The sequence below is a fragment of the Vibrio sp. 99K-1 genome (assembly GCF_013114585.1).
Taxonomy (GTDB): Bacteria; Pseudomonadota; Gammaproteobacteria; order Enterobacterales; family Vibrionaceae; genus Vibrio; species Vibrio chagasii_B.
In genome coordinates this window covers 169,830-192,942 of record NZ_VTXF01000003.1, presented here as the reverse complement: position 1 = coordinate 192,942, position 23,113 = coordinate 169,830, and the positions used below count along the sequence as shown (strand labels likewise).

The following is a 23,113-nucleotide window of genomic DNA, read 5'->3' as shown; positions in this document are numbered from 1 at the left end:
CTGGATGACAGAGAAGCAAAAGGGAGAATTGCAATGGCTCTATATGATCCTAGTCTTGAAAAAGACAACTGTGGATTTGGTTTAATAGCGCAAATGGAAGGCCAACCTAGTCATAAGTTGGTAAGAACTGCTATTTCAGCCCTAGATCGCATGACACACCGTGGTGGTATCGCCGCGGATGGTAAAACCGGAGATGGCTGTGGCTTACTACTACAGAAGCCTGACTCCTATTTAAGAATTATTGCAGAAGAGAATAATTTTAATCTCGGCAAGCAATACGCGATTGGCATGATTTTCTTCAGCCAAGACCCAATCAAAGCTCAATCAGCACAAGAGATCGTCAATAAAGAACTCGCCCAAGAGACATTGACTATTGCAGGTTGGCGCGAAGTTCCGACTAATACCGAGGTATTAGGTCCTATCGCAAAAGATTCTGTTCCAAACATTCAGCAAGTGTTTATCTCTGCTCCTGCCGGTTGGCGTGAGCGCGATATCGAACGCCGCTTATACATCGCGCGTCGCAGAATTGAAAAACAGATCACCGAAGACAAAGATTTCTATATCTGTAGCCTTTCAACACAAGTGATGGTCTACAAAGGCTTGTGTATGCCTGCCGATCTTCCGCGATTTTACCTCGATCTTGCAGACTTACGCATGGAATCAGCAATATGTCTGTTCCACCAGCGTTTCTCAACCAACACACAACCGCGCTGGCCGCTGGCTCAACCATTCCGCTATTTGGCGCACAATGGTGAGATCAATACCATTGAAGGCAACCGTCAATGGGCTAAGGCTCGCGCCTATAAATTCTCTTCACCACTGCTGCCAGATTTGCAAACCGCAGCCCCTTTCGTGAATGAAACCGGCTCTGACTCCTCAAGCCTAGATAACATGCTCGACCTATTCCTAGCCGGTGGTATGGATGTGTTTCGAGCGATGCGCATGCTTGTGCCGCCCGCTTGGCAGAATCACCCAGACATGGATCCAGACCTGCGTGCTTTTTACGACTTCAACTCCAAGCACATGGAACCGTGGGATGGCCCTGCTGGTATCGTTCTATCTGACGGTCGTTACGCGGCATGTAACCTCGATAGAAATGGCCTGCGTCCTGCGCGTTATGTCATTACCAAAGACAACCTAATCACACTGGCATCAGAAGTTGGTATCTGGAACTACGCGCCAGATGAAGTAGCAGAAAAAGGTCGTGTTGGGCCAGGTGAACTACTGGTTATAGATACTCGCCGTGGCAAGCTATGGCAATCTAACGAGATCGATAATGACCTCAAAAGTCGCCACCCTTACAAAGAGTGGATGGAAAAGAACGTTCACAAGCTAACACCATTTTCTGAGCTCGATGATGACCAAGTGGGTAAGCGTAGCTTCGACGATGACACGCTCAAAACCTACCAAAAACAGTTTGCAATGAGCAACGAAGAGTCCGATCAGGTATTACGCGTGCTTGGTGACATGGGACAGGAAGCAGTCGGCTCAATGGGCGACGACACACCAATGGCGGTACTCTCTTCAAAAGAGCGACTAGTCACTGATTATTTCCGTCAGAAGTTTGCCCAAGTCACCAACCCACCGATTGATCCTCTGCGTGAAAAGCATGTGATGTCGCTCGCCACCAGCATTGGCCAAGAGATGAACGTGTTCTGTGAAACAGATGGACACGCCTATCGTGTGACATTTGATTCTCCTGTTCTACTTTACTCAGACATGCAGCAACTTCTGCAACTGAATCAAAAGCACTACCGCCATGCGATCCTAAGCATGCACTACGATCCAGCGCAGCAAGACCTTGAACAAGCGATCAAAGCGGTATGTGATAGTGCAGAACAAGAAGTCCGCGAAGGCGCCGTTTTGGTTGTGTTATCCGACAAAGGTTTAGAGAAAGGCAAACTGCCAATTCCAGCAGCCATGGCGGTTGGTGCAGTACAGACTCGCCTTGCTGATACCAACCTGCGTTGTGATGCCAACATCGTAGTGGAAACAGCAACCGCTCGAGATCCACACCAATTCGCAGTGCTACTTGGCTTTGGTGCGACTGCGGTTTATCCGTACCTTGCTTATGAAGCGTTAGGTAAGATGCTCGATGATGGATCTTTAGACAAAGACTATCGTGCAGCGATGCAGAACTACCAAAACGGCATCAACAAAGGTCTGTATAAGATCATGTCGAAGATGGGTATTTCAACCATTGCTTCTTACCGCTGTTCACAGCTTTTCGAAGCCGTTGGCCTACATTCTGATGTCGTTGAGCTCTGTTTCCGCGGAGTAACTACTCGAATTCAAGGCGCAAGCTTTAGCGATTTCCAGCAAGATATTTACAACCTATCACGTAAAGCATGGACTAAGCGTAAGCCAATCGAGCACGGTGGTTTACTGAAATACGTCCATGGTGGTGAATACCACGCCTATAACCCAGATGTAGTTGGTACACTGCAAACCGCAGTAAAAACTGGCGAAACGTCGGATTACCTCTCTTTTGCTAAGCAGGTAAATGCTCGCCCTGCGGCAATGTTACGTGACTTGATGAGCCTAAAAAAAGCTGATAAACCATTAGCCCTTGAGCAAGTAGAACCAAGCAGTGACCTCTTTAAACGCTTTGACTCAGCGGCGATGTCGATTGGTGCCCTGAGTCCAGAAGCGCACGAAGCATTAGCTATGGCGATGAACCGTTTGGGTGGTTACTCAAACTCAGGCGAAGGCGGTGAAGATCCACGACGTTTTGGCACCGACCGTAACTCACGCATCAAACAAATTGCGTCTGGCCGATTTGGCGTAACACCACATTACCTAACCAATGCGGATGTTCTGCAAATCAAGGTCGCACAAGGTGCGAAGCCAGGCGAAGGTGGTCAGCTGCCAGGTCATAAAGTGACGGCAGAAATCGCTAAGCTGAGATACTCGGTTCAGGGTGTTACTCTGATCTCCCCGCCTCCGCATCACGATATTTACTCGATCGAAGATTTGGCTCAGCTGATTTTCGATCTTAAACAAGTAAACCCTAAAGCCTTGGTTTCAGTGAAGTTAGTGTCTGAACCGGGTGTTGGTACTATCGCGACTGGTGTAGCAAAAGCCTACGCCGATCTGATCACCATTTCTGGTTACGATGGCGGTACCGCAGCGAGCCCACTAACCTCGGTGAAATACGCAGGTTGCCCTTGGGAGCTTGGCTTAGCCGAAACTCAGCAAGCACTGGTTGCTAACGGGCTTCGTCATAAGATCCGCCTGCAAGTCGACGGTGGATTGAAAACCGGTCTCGATGTGATTAAAGGCGCGATTCTCGGTGCAGAAAGCTTTGGCTTTGGTACCGCACCAATGGTGGCAATGGGTTGTAAATTCTTACGAATCTGCCACCTCAATAACTGTGCGACAGGCGTTGCAACTCAAGATGAAACACTTCGCCGCGAATATTTCAAAGGCTTGCCTGATATGGTGGTGAACTACTTTACTGGCTTAGCCGATGAAGTTCGCCAACACCTCGCTGACCTTGGTGTAGAAAAACTCACTGACCTAATTGGACGCACAGATTTACTGGAGGCTGTTGAAGGTCTTACTGCGAAACAGAGCAAATTGGATCTCTCCTCGATACTGGAAGCTCCGGTATCACCAGAGGGTCACCCTCTGTATTGGACCGAACCAAACGCGCCATTTGATAAGGCTCAGCTCAACCAGCAGATTCTGGATGATGCTCTCTATGCGATTGAGAAACGACAGTCCACCAGCCTTTACTACAACGTGATTAATACAGACCGTTCGATAGGCGCACGTATCTCTGGCGAAATTGCTAAGCGATACGGCAACCAAGGCATGGCTGGATCGCCAATCAAATTGTACCTAGACGGTACTGCTGGCCAATCTTTCGCAGTTTGGAATGCTGGCGGCGTAGAGCTTTACCTAACGGGTGATGCCAATGACTATGTTGGTAAAGGCATGGCTGGCGGTAAGGTGGTTATCAAACCTCACCAAGGCACCGCATTTACTTGTAACGAAGCAACCATCATAGGTAACACCTGCCTGTATGGCGCAACCGGTGGCAAGTTGTTTGCCGCAGGTACGGCGGGCGAGCGATTTGGCGTACGTAACTCAGGTACGGTTGCCGTGATTGAGGGTGCGGGTGACAACGCTTGTGAATACATGACGGGCGGTATTGTTGCCATTCTTGGCGCAACTGGCGTCAACTTCGGTGCAGGTATGACGGGTGGCTTCGCTTATGTCATGGACAAGAACGAAGACTTCCAAGGCCGAGTGAACAACGAGTCGGTTGAGGCGCTTTCTCTATCTGACTTATATATCCACCAAGAACATCTGCGTGGCTTAATTGCAGAGCACTTAGAAGAAACGGGCTCAGTACACGCTGAAGCTATTCTGGCGAACTTTGATGAATGGATTCCGAAGTTCTACCTAGTGAAACCAAAGACGGCGGATCTCAACACCTTGCTCGGCCACCAAAGCCGCAGCTCAGCTGAACTTCGTGTTCAAGCGCAATAATTGGAAGGAGCCAATAATGAGCCAGAATGTATACCAATTTATTGATGTGAATCGCGTAGACCCAGCGAAGAAACCAATCAAGATACGTAAGATTGAGTTTGTAGAGATCTACGAACCTTTCACTAAACAGCAAGCGAAAGCGCAAGCAGACCGTTGTTTAGACTGTGGTAACCCATACTGTGAATGGAAATGTCCTGTTCACAACTACATCCCTCAGTGGCTTAAGCTTGCCAATGAAGGGCGTATTATCGAAGCCGCTGAACTGTCTCACCAAACCAACAGCCTGCCTGAGGTTTGCGGTCGAGTTTGCCCTCAAGACCGCTTGTGTGAGGGCTCTTGTACCCTCAATGACGATTTCGGTGCAGTAACCATTGGCAATATTGAAAAGTACATTACCGACAAAGCCTTTGAGATGGGTTGGAAGCCTAACATGTCTCACGTTGAATGGACCGATAAAAAGGTCGCAATCATCGGTGCAGGGCCGGCAGGTCTAGCGGCGGCTGATATCTTGGTACGCAATGGCGTAAAAGCTGTTGTGTTTGACCGCTATCCGGAGATCGGCGGTCTACTGACGTTTGGTATTCCATCGTTCAAGCTTGAGAAAGGTATCATGGAGAATCGCCGCCGCATCTTTAGCGAGATGGGTGTTGAGTTCCGAATGAATATCGAAGTTGGCAAAGACATTCAACTTCAAGAGCTGGTCGATGATTACGACGCTGTTTTCCTTGGTGTCGGCACTTATAAGAACATGCGTGCAGGTCTAGATAATGAAGATGCTCCGGGTGTTTATGACGCTCTGCCATTCTTGATTTCTAATACCTACAAGGTCATGGAACTGGACAACCCAACCCCATTTATCGATATGCAAGGTAAGAAAGTCGTCGTGCTTGGTGGTGGTGATACCGCGATGGATTGCGTTCGAACCTCTATTCGTCAGAATGCGGCAGATGTGGTATGTGCTTACCGTCGAGATGAAGCCAACATGCCGGGCTCTCGCCGTGAGGTGAAGAATGCACGTGAAGAAGGCGTGAAGTTCAAGTTTAACCTCCAGCCTATCGGCTTAGAGCTTGATAGTTCTGGGCATGTTGCTGGCGTTAAAGTCGTGAAAACCGCATTAGGTGAACCTGATGAAGCAGGCCGTCGCCGCCCAGAACCTGTTGAAGGCAGTGAGCACATTCTTGAAGCCGATGCCGTGATCATGGCATTTGGTTTCCAACCTCACGCTATGGAATGGTTAGAACCTTTCGGTGTCGAGCTTGATCAATGGGGCCGTATTAAAGCACCCGGTCAGCAAGAGTTTCAGTACCAAACCACCAACAGCAAAATCTTTGCCGGTGGCGATGCGGTTCGAGGCTCTGACTTAGTCGTGACTGCTATCGATGAAGGCCGCAAAGCCGCTGAAGGGATATTGGATTATCTAGAAGTGTGATTAGCCTAAGGTTTCCTTTATTACTCAAGCCGTTACTATGAAGAAAGGATCCGCATATGGATCCTTTTTTAAGTTCGATACGTTTACTAACGGCATAATAAAAAACACGTAAAACAATCGAAAATTAACCAATACCGAGAACTACAATTAAAACTAAAATTCGCCATAGGAAACACTATGAAAAAAGCCGCTCTCCTCTCGCTATCACTTTTAACTTTAACCGCTTGCAGCCAAGGGATCACGGACATGAAAGACAGAACATCATCACCTTGTGGTGACAAACCAAATTGCGTATCAACACAAGATGACCGTGAACAATATGCTTTGGCTGCATACGAGCTATCCGATTCAGCAAGCCTTGATGCCATTGAGCAAGTCGCTCTGACTTTGCCGGGCGCGAAAACGGCCAACAAAACCGATGATTACCTGCGTGTTGAGTGCACATCACGCATCATGCGCTTTGTCGATGACCTTGAGTTAAAAGTCGATGGAGACAAGCTCATCGTTCGTTCAGAGTCCCGCACTGGCTACTCTGACTTTGGTGTGAACCGTAAACGAGCAGAACAACTTCGTGCTAGCTTGCAAAGCGAAGGTCTAATCAAATAGACAAAGAATACTGGAGTAAATCCACACTATTCGGATGAGAAGTGCTTCTGGGCTGTCGCTCGACGCTTCTTATCCATGCTACAATTTCGCTCTACTGTTTAAATATTTTTTAATTAAGAGACTACACATGAAAATCGGCATCATTGGCGCAATGGAGCAAGAAGTTGCGATCCTAAAAGCAGCTATTTCAGACATTACTGAAGTTAATAAAGGCGGTTGTACCTTTTTCTCTGGTCAGCTAAATGGTGTTGACGTTGTTTTGCTTCAATCAGGCATTGGTAAAGTAGCTGCGGCTGTTGGTACCTCTATCCTACTAAGCGAATACCAACCAGATGTCGTTCTAAACACGGGCTCTGCTGGCGGTTTTGATTCAACTCTAAACCTTGGCGATGTAGTTATCTCTACAGAAGTACGTCACCACGACGCAGACGTAACAGCTTTCGGTTACGAAATCGGCCAGATGGCAGGTCAACCAGCTGCATTCAAAGCTGACGAGAACCTGATGAAGGTAGCTGAGCAAGCGCTAGCTCAAATGGAAGACAAGCACGCGGTTCGTGGCCTTATCTGTACTGGCGACGCATTTGTTTGCACAGCAGAACGCCAAGAGTTCATCCGTAAGCACTTCCCGTCTGTGGTTGCTGTAGAAATGGAAGCTTCTGCGATTGCTCAAGCTTGTCACCAGTTCCAAGTACCATTTGTGGTTGTTCGTGCAATCTCTGACGTTGCAGACAAAGAATCACCAATGAGTTTTGAAGAATTTCTGCCACTAGCAGCACAAAGCTCTTCTGAAATGGTTATCAAAATGGTTGCCCTACTAAAGTAAGCGACTAAGCATGCAAACACTGTTTGATCAGGTATTTGCAAATGGCGTGCTCCTTGTAATGTGGGGAGCACTGCTTTTTCATTTGATTCTACCTATCCCTCATGCCGCACACCCCACGACCTTATGGCATAAGTTTGCTGAGCTTTTAGCAAGCAAGGTTAATAACAACCAAAACTATTCCCAAAGCCTGATTTCTGGCACCTTAGCCTGGGGATTAATGGTACTTCCAACTCTGATTCTTCTCTTGGCACTGCAACCTCTGGTTTGGCAGACTCAGCTGTTTCAACTGGCTTTGTTACTGCTCGCCATTGATTGGCGTAATAATGAAAAGCTGGCAAACCAGCTCATCAAAACACTTAGCCGAGAAGATAAAGTGACTGCGCGTCAATTGCTGGCTCCGATTGTCAATCGCCAAACAGATTCACTATCATCATTAGGGCTCGGGAAAGCTGCGGCTGAAACCATCATCATGGGCTACGGTCGCAATGTGGTTTGTGTGCTGTTTTGGTACGCCATCGGAGGCGGAATCGCGGCGTTAATGTATCGCCTGATTATCGAATTAGCTCGAGCTTGGTCACCAAGTCGCAAGCAGTTCTCTCCTTTTGGCTCAACAGCCATCAAAATCGTCGCGATCCTTGAATTTATCCCAATGCGCTTATTTGCCTTGATGATCGTATGCGGTAATAAAGCGTCTCATACACTTAAGATGATGCTAACTCAAAGTCGCTCTTGGCCTCTGCCAGGCCCTGCGTGGTTGATTACAGCAGTAGGCAATAAGCTTGAGCTATCACTCGGTGGTCCGGCTATTTACAACGATACCAAAGCCATTCGCGCAAAATTAGGCGGAAGAATCGCCCCATCCGCACTGCACTTATCACAGGTTCAAAAGCTGCTATTTGGACGCATCGCTATTTGGATATTCTTACAAAGCTTAGTCTTACTCATTATTCACCAAGGGATTTAAAGTGAAACCCTCTCAACTTGTTACATCATGTGCAACTTTCGCGATCAGCTTTAGCTTATGGATACCAAGCACGCTTGCAACCGAAGTAACCAAGGCAAAACGCGTGGTCAGCTTAGCCCCTCACGCCACAGAGCTCGCATACAGTGCGGGGTTAGGCGATAACTTAGTTGCTGTGAGTGAACGAAGTGATTACCCACCACAAGCCGATAAGCTAGAAAAAGTGGCAAACTATCAAGGTATCAAGGTTGAGAAGATCATCGCGCTTCAGCCAGATCTTATCCTTGCTTGGCCAGCGGGTAACCCACCGAGAGAACTGGCGAAACTGGAGCAGTTTGGCTTTAATATTTATTATTCGAAAACCAAAAGCCTAGACAGCATCGCGACCAATATTGAGCAACTTAGCCAATACGCCAGCGATCCGAGTATCGGTGAGAATAATGCTAAGCAATACAAAGAGCAGCTCAACGCATTAAGGCTAAAATACAAAGATGCGGAGCCGGTCAGCTACTTCTACCAGCTAAGTGAAAAACCTATTATCACCGTGGCACAAGGACACTGGCCAAGTGAAGTATTTGAGTTTTGTGGCGGCCGAAATATTTTTGAAGACAGCGCTTCACCCTACCCGCAAGTCGGTATTGAGCAAGTTGTGCTGAATAAACCGCAAGTGATCTTCACTTCTCAGCACGCTATTGAGAATGGAACCATGTGGCAATCGTGGGCGGAAGAGATCCCAGCCGTCGCTAAAAATCAGATATGGTCGCTCAATTCAGACTGGATTAACCGACCAACCACAAGAACTTTGCAAGCTATCCAGCAAGTGTGCGATTACTTCGATAGAGTCCGAGAAAATCACTAACTTTTTAGTCTGTTTTTTCGTACAATTCGCCACCGACCTGTCCCTACAATTTTAACAATAAGAGCACCAGTATCATGGACTCCATGCTGCTTTATATTATCGATTTATTTGGCACTGCCATCTTTGCTATTTCAGGCGTATTTGTTGCTGGACGCCTAAAAATGGACCCTTTTGGTGTCGCCGTTCTCGGCAGTGTAACCGCTATTGGCGGAGGTACAATTCGAGACATGGCACTGGGTGCTACTCCTGTTTTTTGGATAACCGATACCACCTATCTTTGGGTCATTATCGTTACCTGTTTATTAACTATGATCATCGTGAGACGCCCCAAGCGTTTGGCATGGTGGATCCTACCCGTCTGTGACGCCATAGGTTTAGCTGTGTTCGTTGGTATTGGTGTTGAAAAAGCATTGGCTTATCAAGACTCAGCATTGGTTGCCATCATCATGGGCGTAATTACAGGCTGTGGCGGCGGCATTATTCGTGACGTACTTGCCCGAGAAGTACCGATGATCCTGCGAAGCGAAGTCTACGCGACCGCTTGTATCATCGGCGGTGCATTCCACACTATGGCTATTCGCATGGGCCACGATTCAGAGACCGCATTCCTAGCCGGCGTATTCTCTACATTGTTGATCAGACTTGGCGCCATTCGTTGGCACTTATCTTTACCAACTTTCGCGATTAAATAAGCTATCGCTAAAAAGAAAAGGGCTCCACTTAGGGGCCTTTTTTAACCTTGCCACCTCAGACTCCTGCTCTGCTTCTCCGCCTCAAGTCACTTCCGCCCTAGCTTAGTAATGTTTTTTATTTACTTAATCAATTGACGAGCTATATTAGTAAACGAATGGCTTTATAAACATATTCATTTACTAACAATGAGGGCTCTAGGATGAGCAGTAATAAAGTTGGAATTGTTTTCTTCTCTAAATGCGGCGCAACTAAGCAGGTCGCCGAACTGCTCGCAGAGGGCGTAAACACTCAGCTACCTGACTCAGCCCTACTCATCGAAGTACTGCCCTCGGAGATCATTGAAGGCCGATATGACAATGACGAAAAGCTCAAACTCCTAGACAGTTGTGATGCGATCGTTTTTGGCGCTCCAACCTATATGGGTTCACCTGCCGCTCAGTTTAAAAGCTTTATGGATGCGAGCAGTGACAACTACTGCAAGAAGTTATGGCGAAATAAACTCGCTGCTGGCTTCACCACTGGAGGCAGTCTTAACGGAGAGCAACAACAAACCCTGCTTAGCTTTTTCACTCTAGCTTGTCAGCACGGCATGATTTGGGTTGGCTTAGACGCCTCAAGACACACAGATAATTTAGGGTTAAACCGCACTGGTTCAAATATTGGTTTAGTGTCTAGTATCGATGATGGTGAAGATAGCATTAACCACAATGACTTACTCACTGCTCAATACTACGGTTCAAGAATAGCCAGCTTGGTTCAAGAACTCGTAAACAAAAGCTAGAGCAGCAGCCTTGATTGAGATAAGTTGGACGTACCATTCCCAACTTTCATGAATATCATCAAATGCTACTCGAAGGAATCGAAACTCTCTTAGTTTTGAGTAAAGCCAAAACCATGAGCCGCACTGGCAGCCTGCTGTATATCAGCCAATCAGCGGTAAGCAAACGGATTGCTAACTTAGAAAAGAAGTTGGGGAAAAAGCTGATTGAGCCGAGCGGTCGTCAGATAAAACTCACGCCAGACGCGATAGCACTGATCGAGAGTATTGGTCCTACGTTCAATGAACTTCGTGGTCTTATTTATGAACAGCAAGAGTTAGAAGATACGACTCTCATTACCTTAGACAGCTCTAAGTCTCTGATAGCCGGCTATTTAGGTGAAATGATGGGACAGTTTATCCAACAAGATAAATACATCACGATAACCACCAACCACACGCCCAGAATCATCGAGCGAGTTCAGTCCGGCAAGGCAACCCTAGGGTTATGCGCAGGCTTGTTGCCGCCGCATCATGGATTGATGACGTTTCATCTGTTCGACGAGCCCTTTTTCATTGTAAGTAAATTGCCGTTAAACGGGCTTCCACCCAAAGTCATCACTAATGATATGACTAACCCCGCCAACTCTTACCAACTCTCAGTATTAGAAAAATTTGGTATCAAACCTTTGATGGAGATGGATGCCTACACTGCCGCAGCGCAACTTGCACTAGGTGGAACTGGTCCTGCTTTAATTCCGCTCTCTATCGTAAAAACACTCAATATTGAGTCTCAATATCTGTATAGCTTCCAGGAATTAGCGGGCTTAATCCGGCCGATTCATGTCTGTGTAAGACCAAATAGCTACCAGTCTCCACGAGTTAAAACACTGATAGAATCCATTGTTGATGCTGTTCCCAGAGTAGTTTAGACGCCATGAGCATCGACATCACGATCACAAGGGGGCGGATCCACTTCTGCCCTTTTGTCACCACCACTTTCGCGCCCAGCTGAGCCCCCATAAAGCCGCCAATTGCCATCACTAAGCCGAGCTCCCAGATTGGCAAGCCTGCCAAAATAAAGAAGATCAGTGCAGCGATGTTAGAGGTAAAGTTCAACACCTTAGTGCGTGCCGTAGCATCGACTAAAGAGAAGTGACCAATTGCAACAAAGCAGACAGTAAAGATAGAGCCAGTACCTGGTCCAAAGAAGCCATCGTAAAAGCCAACACCACCACCAACGCACAAAGCAAACATCGCTTCAGAGATCTTCTGTTTACCTTCAGAGGTCTTGGTTTGTGGCGCTAATAGGAAGTAGAGTGAGATAGCGATCAGCAGCAGAGGGATCACACTGGTCAACAAGCTCGCATCAATGAACTGAACGAGTTCTGCCCCAATCGCCGAGCCAATGAAGGTACACAAAATGGCGAGGCGCATCTCCTTAATACTAACGATCCCGTTACGCACGAAGTACCAACTTGCGGAAAAACTGCCGAAAGAGCTTTGAAGCTTGTTAGTTGCTAGGGCTTGTGTCGGTGGAACTCCCGCTGCGAGTAGTGCTGGCAAAGTCAGTAGCCCGCCACCGCCAGCCATCGCATCGATAAAGCCCGCTGCTGTTGCGACAACAAACAAAATAGCCAATATTTCCAGAGTGATTTCCATATACCCAACGCCTCAAAGTCTCGTGTAGCGACAACTTACCATCCTGAGCTGGTGATCAATAACGAAACACAAGATTCTAACCTATTCCAAATATTCATCATTTAACTAACGCTGTATCACGGACATAAAAAAGCCCACTCCGAAGAGTGGGCTTTGAGCATTTATATCCGCTAACTTCAGTTCAGTTAGCTGAGCTAAGACAAATTAAGCTTGAGAAGCTTTCACCTGTGCGTGTAGCTCTTGAACAGAAGTTACTGTCGTCTTCGCGTCTGCAGTGTGCGCCATACATGTCGCAAATGCTGCGTTTAGCGTAGTCGTGTAGTTTACCTTCTCAGCAAGTGCACCACGACGAAGAACTTTAGAGTCTTCAATCGCTTGACGGCCAGCTGCAGTGTTCACGATGTAGGTATACTCGTTGTTCTTGATACGGTCAAGAATGTGAGGACGGCCTTCGTGTACCTTGTTTACTAGACGTGGGTTGATGCCCGCTTCGCCAAGAATCACTGCTGTACCGTGTGTTGCGTCTAGCTGGTAACCAAGCTTAGATAGCTTAGATGCTAGGTCTACAACGCGTTCTTTGTCGCCTTCGCGAACAGAAAGAAGTGCACGACCGCCTTCTGGGTAAATGTTGCCACAACCCAATTCAGCTTTAGAGTATGCTTCTGCGAACGTTGCACCAACACCCATAACTTCACCAGTAGAGCGCATTTCTGGGCCTAATAGTGGGTCAACTCCAGGGAACTTGTTGAATGGAAGTACCACTTCCTTCACTGAGTAGTACGGTGGGATGATTTCTTTGGTAAAGCCTTGAGACTCTAACGATTGACCCGCCATTACACGTGCTGCAATCTTAGCGATTGGTGCACCCGTTGCTTTAGATACGAACGGTACCGTACGTGCTGCACGAGGGTTAACCTCGATTAGGTACACTTGGTTGTTCTTAACAGCAAATTGCGTGTTCATCAGACCACGAACACCCAACTCGAACGCCAGTTTTTCAACTTGCTCACGCATTACGTCTTGGATTTCTTGGCTTAGCGTGTATGCAGGAAGAGAACATGCTGAGTCACCTGAGTGAACACCCGCTTGTTCGATGTGCTCCATGATACCGCCGATAACTACGCGCTCACCGTCACAGATAGCATCGATATCCACTTCAACCGCGTCATCTAGGAAGCTATCAAGAAGAACTGGAGATTCGTTCGATACACTTACTGCTTCGTTGAAGTAGCGACGTAAGTCTTGCTCATCGTATACGATTTCCATCGCACGACCACCAAGTACGTAAGAAGGACGTACAACCAATGGGAAGCCGATTTCGCGAGATTTCTCTACCGCTTGTTCCATTGTTGTTACTGTCGCGTTCTCTGGTTGTAGAAGACCTAGACGGTCAACAGCAACTTGGAAACGCTCACGGTCTTCTGCACGGTCGATTGCATCTGGACTAGTACCAATGATTGGCACGCCAGCCGCTTCAAGTGCGCGAGCCAGTTTAAGTGGCGTTTGACCACCGTACTGAACGATAACGCCTTTTGGCTTCTCAACGCGAGCGATTGCTAGTACGTCTTCCAGAGTTACTGGTTCGAAGTACAGACGGTCAGATGTGTCGTAATCCGTTGAAACAGTCTCAGGGTTACAGTTAACCATGATAGTCTCGTAACCATCTTCACGTAGTGCTAGAGATGCATGTACACAACAGTAGTCAAATTCAATACCTTGGCCGATACGGTTTGGACCGCCACCAAGAATCATGATCTTGTCTTTGTCTGTTGGGTTCGCTTCACATTCGTCATCGTAAGATGAGTACATGTAAGCCGTATCTGAAGAGAACTCAGCCGCACACGTATCAACGCGCTTGTAAACTGGGTGGATGTCGTATTGGTCACGTAGACGACGGATTTCGCTTTCCGCTACACCTAGAATCTTAGATAGGCGTGCATCCGCAAAACCTTTACGCTTCAGCTTGTTTAGCTCGTCTTTGTTCAAACCAGCAAAGCCTTTCGCTTTAAGTTCTTGCTCAAGCTTAACGATGTCTTCGATTTGAACTAGGAACCAACGGTCGATTTGCGTTAGGTTGAATACGCCATCTACAGACATACCCGCACGGAATGCATCCGCGATGTACCAAATACGCTCTGCGCCAGCTTCTTTTAGTTCGTGACGAATTGTTGTTAGTGCATCTGGCGCATCTAGGTCAACCATTTCGTCAAAGCCAGTCGCGCCAACTTCTAGGCCGCGAAGTGCTTTTTGTAGAGATTCTTGTTGGTTACGGCCGATAGCCATAACTTCACCAACAGACTTCATTTGCGTCGTTAGACGGTCGTTAGCACCTGCAAATTTCTCGAAGTTGAAACGAGGAATCTTAGTTACTACGTAGTCGATTGTTGGTTCGAATGATGCTGGTGTTGCGCCACCCGTGATGTCATTTTGCAGTTCATCTAATGTGTAACCCACAGCCAGTTTCGCTGCAATCTTAGCGATTGGGAAACCTGTCGCTTTAGACGCTAGAGCAGAAGAACGAGATACACGTGGGTTCATCTCGATGATAACCATACGGCCATCTTTCGGGTTGATACCAAACTGTACGTTAGAACCACCCGTTTCAACACCAATCTCACGCAGTACCGCTAGAGAAGCGTTACGCATTAATTGGTATTCTTTGTCTGTTAGCGTCTGTGCTGGTGCAACTGTGATTGAATCACCGGTGTGGATGCCCATTGGGTCAAAGTTTTCAATCGCACATACGATGATACAGTTGTCCGCTTTGTCACGAACCACTTCCATCTCGTACTCTTTCCAACCGATAAGAGATTCATCGATTAGAAGCTCGTTGGTTGGAGATAGGTCCAGACCACGACGACAGATTTCTTCAAATTCTTCTTTGTTGTATGCGATACCACCGCCAGTACCACCCATAGTGAATGATGGACGGATGATACATGGGAAGCCAACCATATCTAGAACGCCGTAAGCTTCTTCCATGGTTTTCGCAGTATCCGCACGTGGACACTCAAGGCCGATAGACTTCATCGCTTTATCGAAACGAGAACGGTCTTCTGCTTTATCGATAGCGTCAGCCGTTGCACCAATCATCTCTACACCGAACTCTTCAAGAACACCGTGTTTCTCTAGGTCTAGTGCACAGTTAAGTGCTGTTTGGCCACCCATTGTAGGTAGAACTGCATCTGGCTTCTCTTTCGCAATGATGTTGCGAACAACTTCCCATTGGATAGGCTCGATGTAAGTTGCATCAGCCATGTCTGGGTCAGTCATGATGGTCGCTGGGTTCGAGTTTACAAGAATAACTCGGTAACCTTCTTCGCGAAGCGCTTTACAAGCTTGAGCACCAGAGTAATCGAACTCACATGCTTGGCCGATAACGATCGGGCCAGCACCTAGAATTAGAATACTTTTAATGTCAGTACGTTTTGGCATTGTCTACTACTCCGAATTACGCTGTGTGCTTTTTAATTAGTTCAATGAAGTGGTCGAATAACGGCGCTGCGTCTTCTGGACCTGGGCTTGCTTCTGGGTGACCTTGGAAGCTAAATGCTGGTTTATCTGTACGATGGATACCTTGCAGAGAACCATCAAATAGAGACTTGTGCGTAGCACGTAGGTTTTCAGGAAGTGTGTCTTCGTCAGCAGCAAAGCCGTGGTTTTGCGAAGTAATCATCACAACATCACGATCTAAATCTTTAACTGGGTGGTTTGCACCGTGGTGACCAAACTTCATCTTCACTGTCTTAGCGCCTGACGCAAGAGCAAGAATTTGGTGGCCTAGACAGATACCAAAGATTGGTAAGCCTTTTTCTAGGAACACTTTTGTCGCTTCAATTGCGTAAGTACATGGTTCTGGGTCACCAGGGCCATTTGAAAGGAATACACCGTCTGGGTTTAGTGCAAGCACTTCTTCAGCAGAAGTTTCAGCTGGAACAACCGTTAGGCGGCAGCCGCGGTCAACGAGCATTCGTAGGATGTTTCGTTTTGCACCGAAGTCATAAGCAACAACGTGGTATGGCAATTCTGAGTCTGCTTTCGCTTCAGGAAGTCCACCCGTAAGCGTCCACGAACCTTGTTTCCATTGATACGCTTCTTTTGTTGTAACTTCTTTCGCAAGGTCCATACCTTTCAGGCCAGGGAATTCTTTTGCCTTAGCTAGAGCCAAAGCTTCGTCTAAGTTGTTACCCGCTACAATACAACCGTTCTGAGCGCCTTTTTCACGAAGAATACGCGTCAGCTTACGAGTATCGATATCAGCGATACCAACAACGTTTTGCGACTTAAGGTAATCAGAAAGGGATTGTTCATTACGGAAGTTAGAAGCGATAAGAGGGAGATCGCGAATCACAAGGCCTTGAGCGTGGATTGAAGAGGATTCTTCGTCTTCGGAATTGGTTCCGGTATTGCCAATGTGAGGGTAAGTAAGGGTAACGATTTGTTGAGAATAGGAAGGATCAGTGAGGATTTCTTGGTACCCCGTCATCGAGGTATTAAAAACGACTTCACCAACTGCAGAACCTACAGCGCCAATGGCTTCACCGTGAAATACTGTCCCATCTTCTAGGACAAGTAGTGCTGACTTTTTCAAGACAACCTCCAGAAATAAATATGCATTAAAATTGATTTAATTTGCAAATCTACCTTCCTGCAACACTTAAAAGTGAGTGTTTATGGAAATTAGACAAATTGGCGGTATTTTAGTGATGTGCGTGATACGTGTCAACATTTAACGCAAAAGAAATTAAAGATTTGTACGCACTAATTCAATTTACCCTTCCAAAGCTCCAAAAGTTCAACTTTCATGGTCAATTAAGCACGATATTGAGATTTTCCAATTTTATCCCATTACTTTTGTCTGCCTTTAAGTACTAAAAACATCACCAACAAAAAGCAATCGATAAATACAAACAGAAAACATGAAGATTTAAAGATCTAATCCAAAAATAAGACCAAGACAACAAAACAACAAGAAAAGTGAGGTAAAAACGATGTTAAAAGGTAGGTTTAAGAGAGAGGTGAGAAACAAGAATACTGCGTTAAAGGTAGCAAATAAAGAAAGCGCCGGCAATTGCCGGCGCATAATTATCTATTTACAGATCATTCAAACCAAGGACATCTGTCATGGTATAAAAGCCTGCTGGCTTGTCATTGAGCCAAACAGCAGCTTTGATCGCACCGTTTGCAAAGGTCATTCGGTCAGTCGCTTTATGAGTAATCTCCACTCGTTCGCCGATATCTGCAAACATAGCAGTGTGTTCTCCGATGATGTCACCGGCACGAATCGTTGCGAAGCCAATCTCATCTTTCGTACGTTCGCCAGTAATGCCTTCACGTGACCATACCGCCACATCGTTCAGCTCATTGCCCATAGCACCGGCGATCGCTTCACCCATACCAATCGCAGTACCTGATGGTGCATCCACTTTATGACGGTGGTGGGCCTCAACGATTTCAACATCACAGTAATCGCCCATCACTTTAGCGGCTTTCTCTAGTAGCTTAAATACTAGGTTGACGCCTACGCTGTAGTTTGGTGCCATTACAATAGGCATCTCTTTTGCAGCAGCGTCAATCACCTGCTTCTCCTCTTCTGAGAAGCCTGTCGTACCGATGATAAGTTTTTTGCCGTGACGTTTACAAAGTTCAATATTCGCTAATGTGCTAACAGGTGCGGTAAAGTCGACAATCACATCAAACTCTTCGATGGCTTTAGACAAATCATCCACTAGAGCAACATCAAAGCGACCTTCCCCACATAGCTCGCCAACATCAACGCCTACTAATGATGACTCGGGACGTTCCGAGCCAGCGCCAACACTAGCTTCTGAATTATGATGAGCGGCTTTCACCAAGTTGCGGCCCATACGACCCGCTGCTCCTGCTATTGCAATTCTTACCACTGCGAATATCTCCATTGTTTTGGTTACTGTTGCCGCAGTTCTCTTGCAGCAACGTTCATTCGATTAATCTCTTTAAACTAACAACAATCTCAAACTCAGGCTAGCAATTAAGAAAACTCTTTTACCACTCGCTCTAAAATTGGCACATTTGCTTCAGGGAAAGCGTACTGATTCAATGATTCAAGGCTGACCCATTCACCTTGCTGACCTTCTTTACCATAAGGTTGCTCTTCAAAATCAGTCACGAGAATGAAATCGAACTTAAGTGACTTGTCCGTGTAATCAAATTCAAGATGCTCAAACAGAGACTGCTCGGTCACCTTGATACCGATCTCTTCATCAAGCTCGCGAGTCATCGCTTGCTCAATAGTTTCGCCCTCTTCAACCTTGCCACCAGGAAACTCCCAAAAGCCGCCTTTGTGCTTGTCATCTGGGCGCTTTGTAATAAATACCTGTGACTTATCTTGATTGAAGATAATACCCGCTACGATATGGATTCTTTTCATTGATGGTGTTCCTTAATAAAACGCTGAACTCACATAGTCCCTAAATACATCATCCTCAAGAAGGAGGAACGACTGAGTTGGGGATCTAAAACTACGCGAGCCTAACTAAACAAGATTCCCTACTACGCTCGCTCCTCGCTATAGGGAATGACGACTTCCTTGAGTAACAAAGTAAGCCATGAAATTTACATACAAAAAGAGCCGCCTAAGCGACTCTTGAATAAATAAAATTATATTTAGGCAAAGCTGTAATGGTTGAGAACAAGGAGGCGACGCGGAGTTTACAAGTGTAAATGAGCATCGCCGACGCAGTTATCAACCTTTACAGCAAAGCATCAATTAATTTTACCGTGACACTGTTTGTACTTCTTACCGCTACCACATGGGCAAGGCTCGTTACGACCAACTTTACGCTCATCACGTACTACAGTTTGTGGCGACGCTGCTTCTGCTTCATCATCACCTAGCTGGTTTTCTGCTGTTGCGTGTTGCGCTTGTGCACGACGCGCTGCTTCTTCAGCTTGAGCTTGACGCTGCGCTTCCATCTTTTCTACTTCTTCTTGTTGCTGAACGCGAACTTTCGAAAGGATAGTAATAACGTCTGACTTCAGTACATCCAGTAGACCTTCAAACAGTTCAAACGACTCGCGCTTGTACTCTTGTTTCGGGTTCTTCTGAGCGTAACCACGCAGGTGGATACCTTGACGAAGGTGATCCATCGCAGCCAAGTGCTCTTTCCATAGACCATCTAGCGTTTGCAGCATTACAGACTTCTCGAAGTTGCGTAGCACTTGTGCACCAACCACTTCTTCTTTCTGTTTGTAAGCATCAACAGCCATGCCTAGGATACGTTCACGTAGTGCTTCTTCGTAAAGCTTGTCGTCTTCGTCCAACCAGCCTTGAATATCAAAGTCTAGGTCGAAGTCGTTCTTCAGACGATCTTGTAGACCAGCGATGTCCCACATATCTTCTAGCGATTGCGGAGCAATGTACTCATCGATAACCGACGTAAACACGTCTTCACGGTTGTGCTCAATCATTTCGCTGATGTCGTCAGAGCCCATTAGCTCATCACGCAGCTCGTATACCACCTTACGTTGGTCATTGGCTACATCATCGTACTCTAGAAGTTGCTTACGGATATCGAAGTTACGCCCTTCAACTTTACGTTGTGCTTTTTCGATAGAGCGAGATAGCATCTTAGATTCGATCGCTTCACCTTCATCCATACCGCTCTGGATAAGACCAGCCATACGATCAGAAGTGAAAATACGTAGTAGAGAATCTTCCATCGATAGGTAGAAACGTGAAGAACCTGCATCACCTTGACGACCAGAACGACCACGTAGCTGGTTATCGATACGACGAGATTCGTGACGCTCTGTACCAATGATGTGTAGACCACCTGATTCTAGTACTTTGTCGTGAACCACTTTCCAGTCCGCTTTGATCTTGTCGATCTGCTCTTGAGTTGGACTTTGTAGTTTCTCAACTTCAGACTGCCAGCTACCACCTAACACGATATCGGTACCACGACCGGCCATGTTAGTTGCGATAGTTACTGCACCAGGTGTACCTGCTTGCGCTACGATTTCCGCTTCTTTCTCGTGGAATTTCGCGTTTAGTACGTTATGCTTAATTTTTGCTTTTTTCAGTGCGTTAGACAGTAGCTCTGATTTCTCGATAGAAACAGTACCAACCAGTGATGGCTGACCTGCAGCAACACGGTCTTTAATGTCTTCAATGATCGCATTGAATTTGTCTTCTTCTGTACGATAAACCACATCTGGCATATCGTTACGAACCATAGGTTTGTTAGTCGGGATAACAACCGTTTCTAGGCCATAGATAGACTGGAATTCGAAAGCTTCAGTATCGGCTGTACCTGTCATACCTGACAGTTTCTCGTACAGACGGAAGAAGTTTTGGAAGGTAATCGAAGCTAGCGTTTGGTTTTCATTCTGAATCTTCACACCTTCTTTTGCTTCAACAGCTTGGTGTAAACCTTCAGACCAACGACGACCTGGCATTGTACGGCCAGTATGTTCATCAACGATAACCACTTCGCCTTCTTCAGTTACGATGTAGTCTACGTTCTTCTCAAACAATACGTGAGCACGCAACGCAGCATTAACATGGTGTAGTAGGCTGATGTTTGTTGGAGAGTAAAGCGTATCGCCCTCTTCCATCAGACCATTTTTCACCATTAGCTCTTCAACAAATTCTTGACCGTTTTCAGTCAGGTGAACCTGCTTAGATTTTTCGTCCATGGTGTAGTGACCTTCACCACGGTACTCTTCAGAATCTTCTTTATCTTGGCGCTCAAGATGAGGAATCAATGTGTTAATACGCGTGTAAAGATCTGAGCTATCTTCAGCCGGGCCAGAGATAATAAGAGGTGTACGCGCTTCATCGATTAAGATTGAGTCAACCTCATCGACTACAGCAAAGAAGCGTTCGCGTTGAACACGGTCTTCAGCACGGAAAGCCATGTTGTCACGTAGGTAATCGAAACCAAACTCGTTGTTTGTTCCGTATAGGATATCCGCTTGGTATGCTTCTTTTTTCTCTGGTGGAGCCATGTTTGGCACGTTCACGCCAACAGTCATACCAAGGAATTCAAATAATGGGCGGTTAGTTTCCGCATCACGCTTAGCTAGGTAGTCGTTCACCGTTACTACGTGAACACCTTTACTAGGTAGGGCGTTAAGATAAGCAGGTAGAGTTGCTGTAAGAGTCTTACCCTCACCAGTACGCATCTCTGCAATTTGGCCAGCATTTAGAACCATGCCACCAATCATTTGCACGTCAAAGTGACGCATGCCGTAAACACGCTTAGACGCTTCACGTACCGTAGCAAATGCTTCAGGTAGGAGTTGGTCTAGCGATTCACCTTTGTCTAAGCGCTCACGAAACTCAACAGTTTTCGCTTTTAGCTCTTCGTCAGAAAGCGCTTCAAACGTTGGCTCGTAGTTATTAATTTCTTTTACAATTTTTCTAAGGCGGCGCAGTGTTCTGTCATTGCGACTGCCAATTACCTTTGTCAGCAGCTTAGTAATCATGTGCTTGGAATCTCTTCGTTCTCAGATCGTCCGCGATCTATTTTAAATGCCGTCAGTCTCTACTAGCGATGAACCAGTCTTCAGTTACTAACCAAGGATACTGAGATAAATCTAGTATTTCTGATATTGTACTTGAGAGTAGAGTTTTCAAGGCTTGAGTTAAAATTAATGCCCCTTAGTGTAAGTAATTTTCACACCAACGACCATTTATAACCCCATTTGTTTGATGTGCTTGGAACTTTTCTTTCTAATTGCTGATGGATTAGCCAGACTGGCGACCATTAGTCGATGACTTTCGGATGTTGATGACACTGTATCTGGAAAATAGATACAAAAAAACCAGGCCGATAGCCTGGTTTTCGAAATCTTACATTGTTGAAAACAACAATTACGCTAGAACCATTCCTGGTTCAGCAAAAGCCACTGGCGAGCCAGCTTCTTCTTCGAATGTTGCCCATTCCCAAGCTTCTGCGTCAGCAAGCACTGCACGTAGTAGTTGGTTGTTTAGGCCGTGACCTGATTTGTATGCACGGAATTCACCGATAATAGCGTGTCCACACATATAAAGGTCACCAATCGCATCTAGCACTTTATGAGTTACAAACTCATTGTCAAAACGTAGACCTTCTTCATTAAGAATTCGGTATTCGTCTAGTACGATTGCACAGTCAAAGCTACCACCCAAACACAAGTTTTGTGATTGAAGGTATTCGATATCACGCATGAAGCCGAAAGTACGAGCTCGAGAGATCTCTTTCACAAAGCCTTGAGAAGAGAAATCAAACAATAGATGCTGTTCGTCAGACTCAATTGCAGGGTGGTTGAACTCGATTTCAAAGTCCATACGGAAGCCGTTAAATGGAACAAACTCTGCCCACTTATCGCCATCTTCGAAACGAACTGGCTTTTTGATGCGAATGAAACGTTTTGGTGCATTCAGCGTTTCAACACCCGCTTGCTGTAGCAAGTATACGAATGGGCTTGCGCTGCCATCCATAATTGGGATCTCTGGTGCATCTACTTCAACAATAATGTTGTCGATGCCCATGCCCGCTAAAGCCGCGTTAAGGTGTTCCACTGTAGAAATACGTACGCCTTCGTCATTTACAAGAGCAGTACATAACATAGTGTCACGAACTGATGCTGGATCAGCTGGAAAATCTACAGGTGGATTTACATCAGTACGACGGTAAACAATACCTGTATTTGCAGCTGCCGGGCGAAGAGTAAGTGTGACTTTACGACCAGAGTGGAGACCCACACCAGTTGTTTTCACAATTTCTTTCAGAGTACGTTGTCTGATCATCTGCTTGCCTCGTTATCAGTGCTACAAATCACGGTCAGTATTTACCGAC

At 46.3% G+C, this 23,113-nt stretch carries 16 protein-coding genes; 9 read left to right on the top strand and 7 right to left on the bottom strand.

Annotation, left to right across the window (positions count from 1 at the left end; all coding sequences use genetic code 11):
• Positions 1–33: 33 nt before the first annotated feature.
• From gltB to F0228_RS03825, 9 genes are all read left to right on the top strand, one after another.
• Positions 34–4,497, top strand: a complete 4,464-nt coding sequence (gene gltB / locus F0228_RS03865) for a glutamate synthase large subunit (protein WP_171730849.1) — start codon at positions 34–36, stop codon at positions 4,495–4,497.
• A 16-nt stretch (positions 4,498–4,513) separates the two neighbouring features.
• Entirely contained in the window at positions 4,514–5,926 is a 1,413-nt protein-coding gene (locus F0228_RS03860; protein ID WP_171730850.1) for an FAD-dependent oxidoreductase, read from the top strand.
• A gap of 177 nt (positions 5,927–6,103) precedes the next feature.
• Complete coding sequence (locus tag F0228_RS03855) at positions 6,104–6,532, top strand: DUF1499 domain-containing protein (protein ID WP_171730851.1); 429 nt, start codon at positions 6,104–6,106, stop codon at positions 6,530–6,532.
• Between the two features lie 127 nt (positions 6,533–6,659).
• Positions 6,660–7,355 carry a 5'-methylthioadenosine/S-adenosylhomocysteine nucleosidase gene (mtnN, locus tag F0228_RS03850; RefSeq protein WP_004741524.1) on the top strand — a complete coding sequence of 232 codons (696 nt, stop codon included), beginning with the start codon at positions 6,660–6,662 and terminating at the stop codon, positions 7,353–7,355.
• Between the two features lie 10 nt (positions 7,356–7,365).
• Entirely contained in the window at positions 7,366–8,319 is a 954-nt protein-coding gene (locus F0228_RS03845; protein ID WP_171730852.1) for a cobalamin biosynthesis family protein, read from the top strand.
• Position 8,320: 1 nt separating this feature from the next.
• Entirely contained in the window at positions 8,321–9,175 is an 855-nt protein-coding gene (gene btuF, locus F0228_RS03840) for a vitamin B12 ABC transporter substrate-binding protein BtuF (RefSeq protein WP_008222870.1), read from the top strand.
• Positions 9,176–9,249: 74 nt separating this feature from the next.
• Complete coding sequence (locus tag F0228_RS03835) at positions 9,250–9,867, top strand: TRIC cation channel family protein (protein ID WP_061033370.1); 618 nt, start codon at positions 9,250–9,252, stop codon at positions 9,865–9,867.
• Positions 9,868–10,067: 200 nt separating this feature from the next.
• A complete protein-coding gene (locus F0228_RS03830) occupies positions 10,068–10,649 on the top strand; it encodes a flavodoxin family protein (protein WP_171730853.1) in 582 nt (193 codons plus the stop codon).
• Positions 10,650–10,711: 62 nt separating this feature from the next.
• Positions 10,712–11,557, top strand: coding sequence for a LysR family transcriptional regulator (locus tag F0228_RS03825; protein ID WP_171730854.1), 846 nt, complete (start codon positions 10,712–10,714; stop codon positions 11,555–11,557).
• Here F0228_RS03825 and F0228_RS03820 read toward each other — a convergent pair.
• The 7 genes from F0228_RS03820 to lpxC form a co-directional block, all read right to left on the bottom strand.
• Positions 11,508–12,287 (bottom strand): TSUP family transporter, encoded by a 780-nt coding sequence (locus F0228_RS03820; protein ID WP_061033373.1) that lies wholly within the window; start codon positions 12,285–12,287, stop codon positions 11,508–11,510. The genes F0228_RS03825 and F0228_RS03820 overlap by 50 nt on opposite strands.
• A gap of 204 nt (positions 12,288–12,491) precedes the next feature.
• Positions 12,492–15,722 carry a carbamoyl-phosphate synthase large subunit gene (gene carB, locus F0228_RS03815; RefSeq protein ID WP_128162012.1) on the bottom strand — a complete coding sequence of 1,077 codons (3,231 nt, stop codon included), beginning with the start codon at positions 15,720–15,722 and terminating at the stop codon, positions 12,492–12,494.
• Positions 15,723–15,738: 16 nt separating this feature from the next.
• The gene (gene carA / locus F0228_RS03810) at positions 15,739–16,878 is read right to left on the bottom strand and encodes a glutamine-hydrolyzing carbamoyl-phosphate synthase small subunit (protein WP_004740731.1); all 1,140 of its coding nucleotides are present in this window, start codon (positions 16,876–16,878) and stop codon (positions 15,739–15,741) included.
• A 502-nt stretch (positions 16,879–17,380) separates the two neighbouring features.
• Positions 17,381–18,205: a 4-hydroxy-tetrahydrodipicolinate reductase gene (gene dapB / locus F0228_RS03805; RefSeq protein WP_081090357.1), complete on the bottom strand. Its 825-nt coding sequence runs from the start codon at positions 18,203–18,205 to the stop codon at positions 17,381–17,383.
• A 92-nt stretch (positions 18,206–18,297) separates the two neighbouring features.
• Positions 18,298–18,696 (bottom strand): 8-oxo-dGTP diphosphatase MutT, encoded by a 399-nt coding sequence (mutT, locus tag F0228_RS03800; protein WP_008222857.1) that lies wholly within the window; start codon positions 18,694–18,696, stop codon positions 18,298–18,300.
• A gap of 335 nt (positions 18,697–19,031) precedes the next feature.
• Positions 19,032–21,758 (bottom strand): preprotein translocase subunit SecA, encoded by a 2,727-nt coding sequence (secA, locus tag F0228_RS03795; protein ID WP_116870012.1) that lies wholly within the window; start codon positions 21,756–21,758, stop codon positions 19,032–19,034.
• A 388-nt stretch (positions 21,759–22,146) separates the two neighbouring features.
• Complete coding sequence (gene lpxC, locus F0228_RS03790; protein ID WP_004740735.1) at positions 22,147–23,064, bottom strand: UDP-3-O-acyl-N-acetylglucosamine deacetylase; 918 nt, start codon at positions 23,062–23,064, stop codon at positions 22,147–22,149.
• Positions 23,065–23,113: the final 49 nt, after the last annotated feature.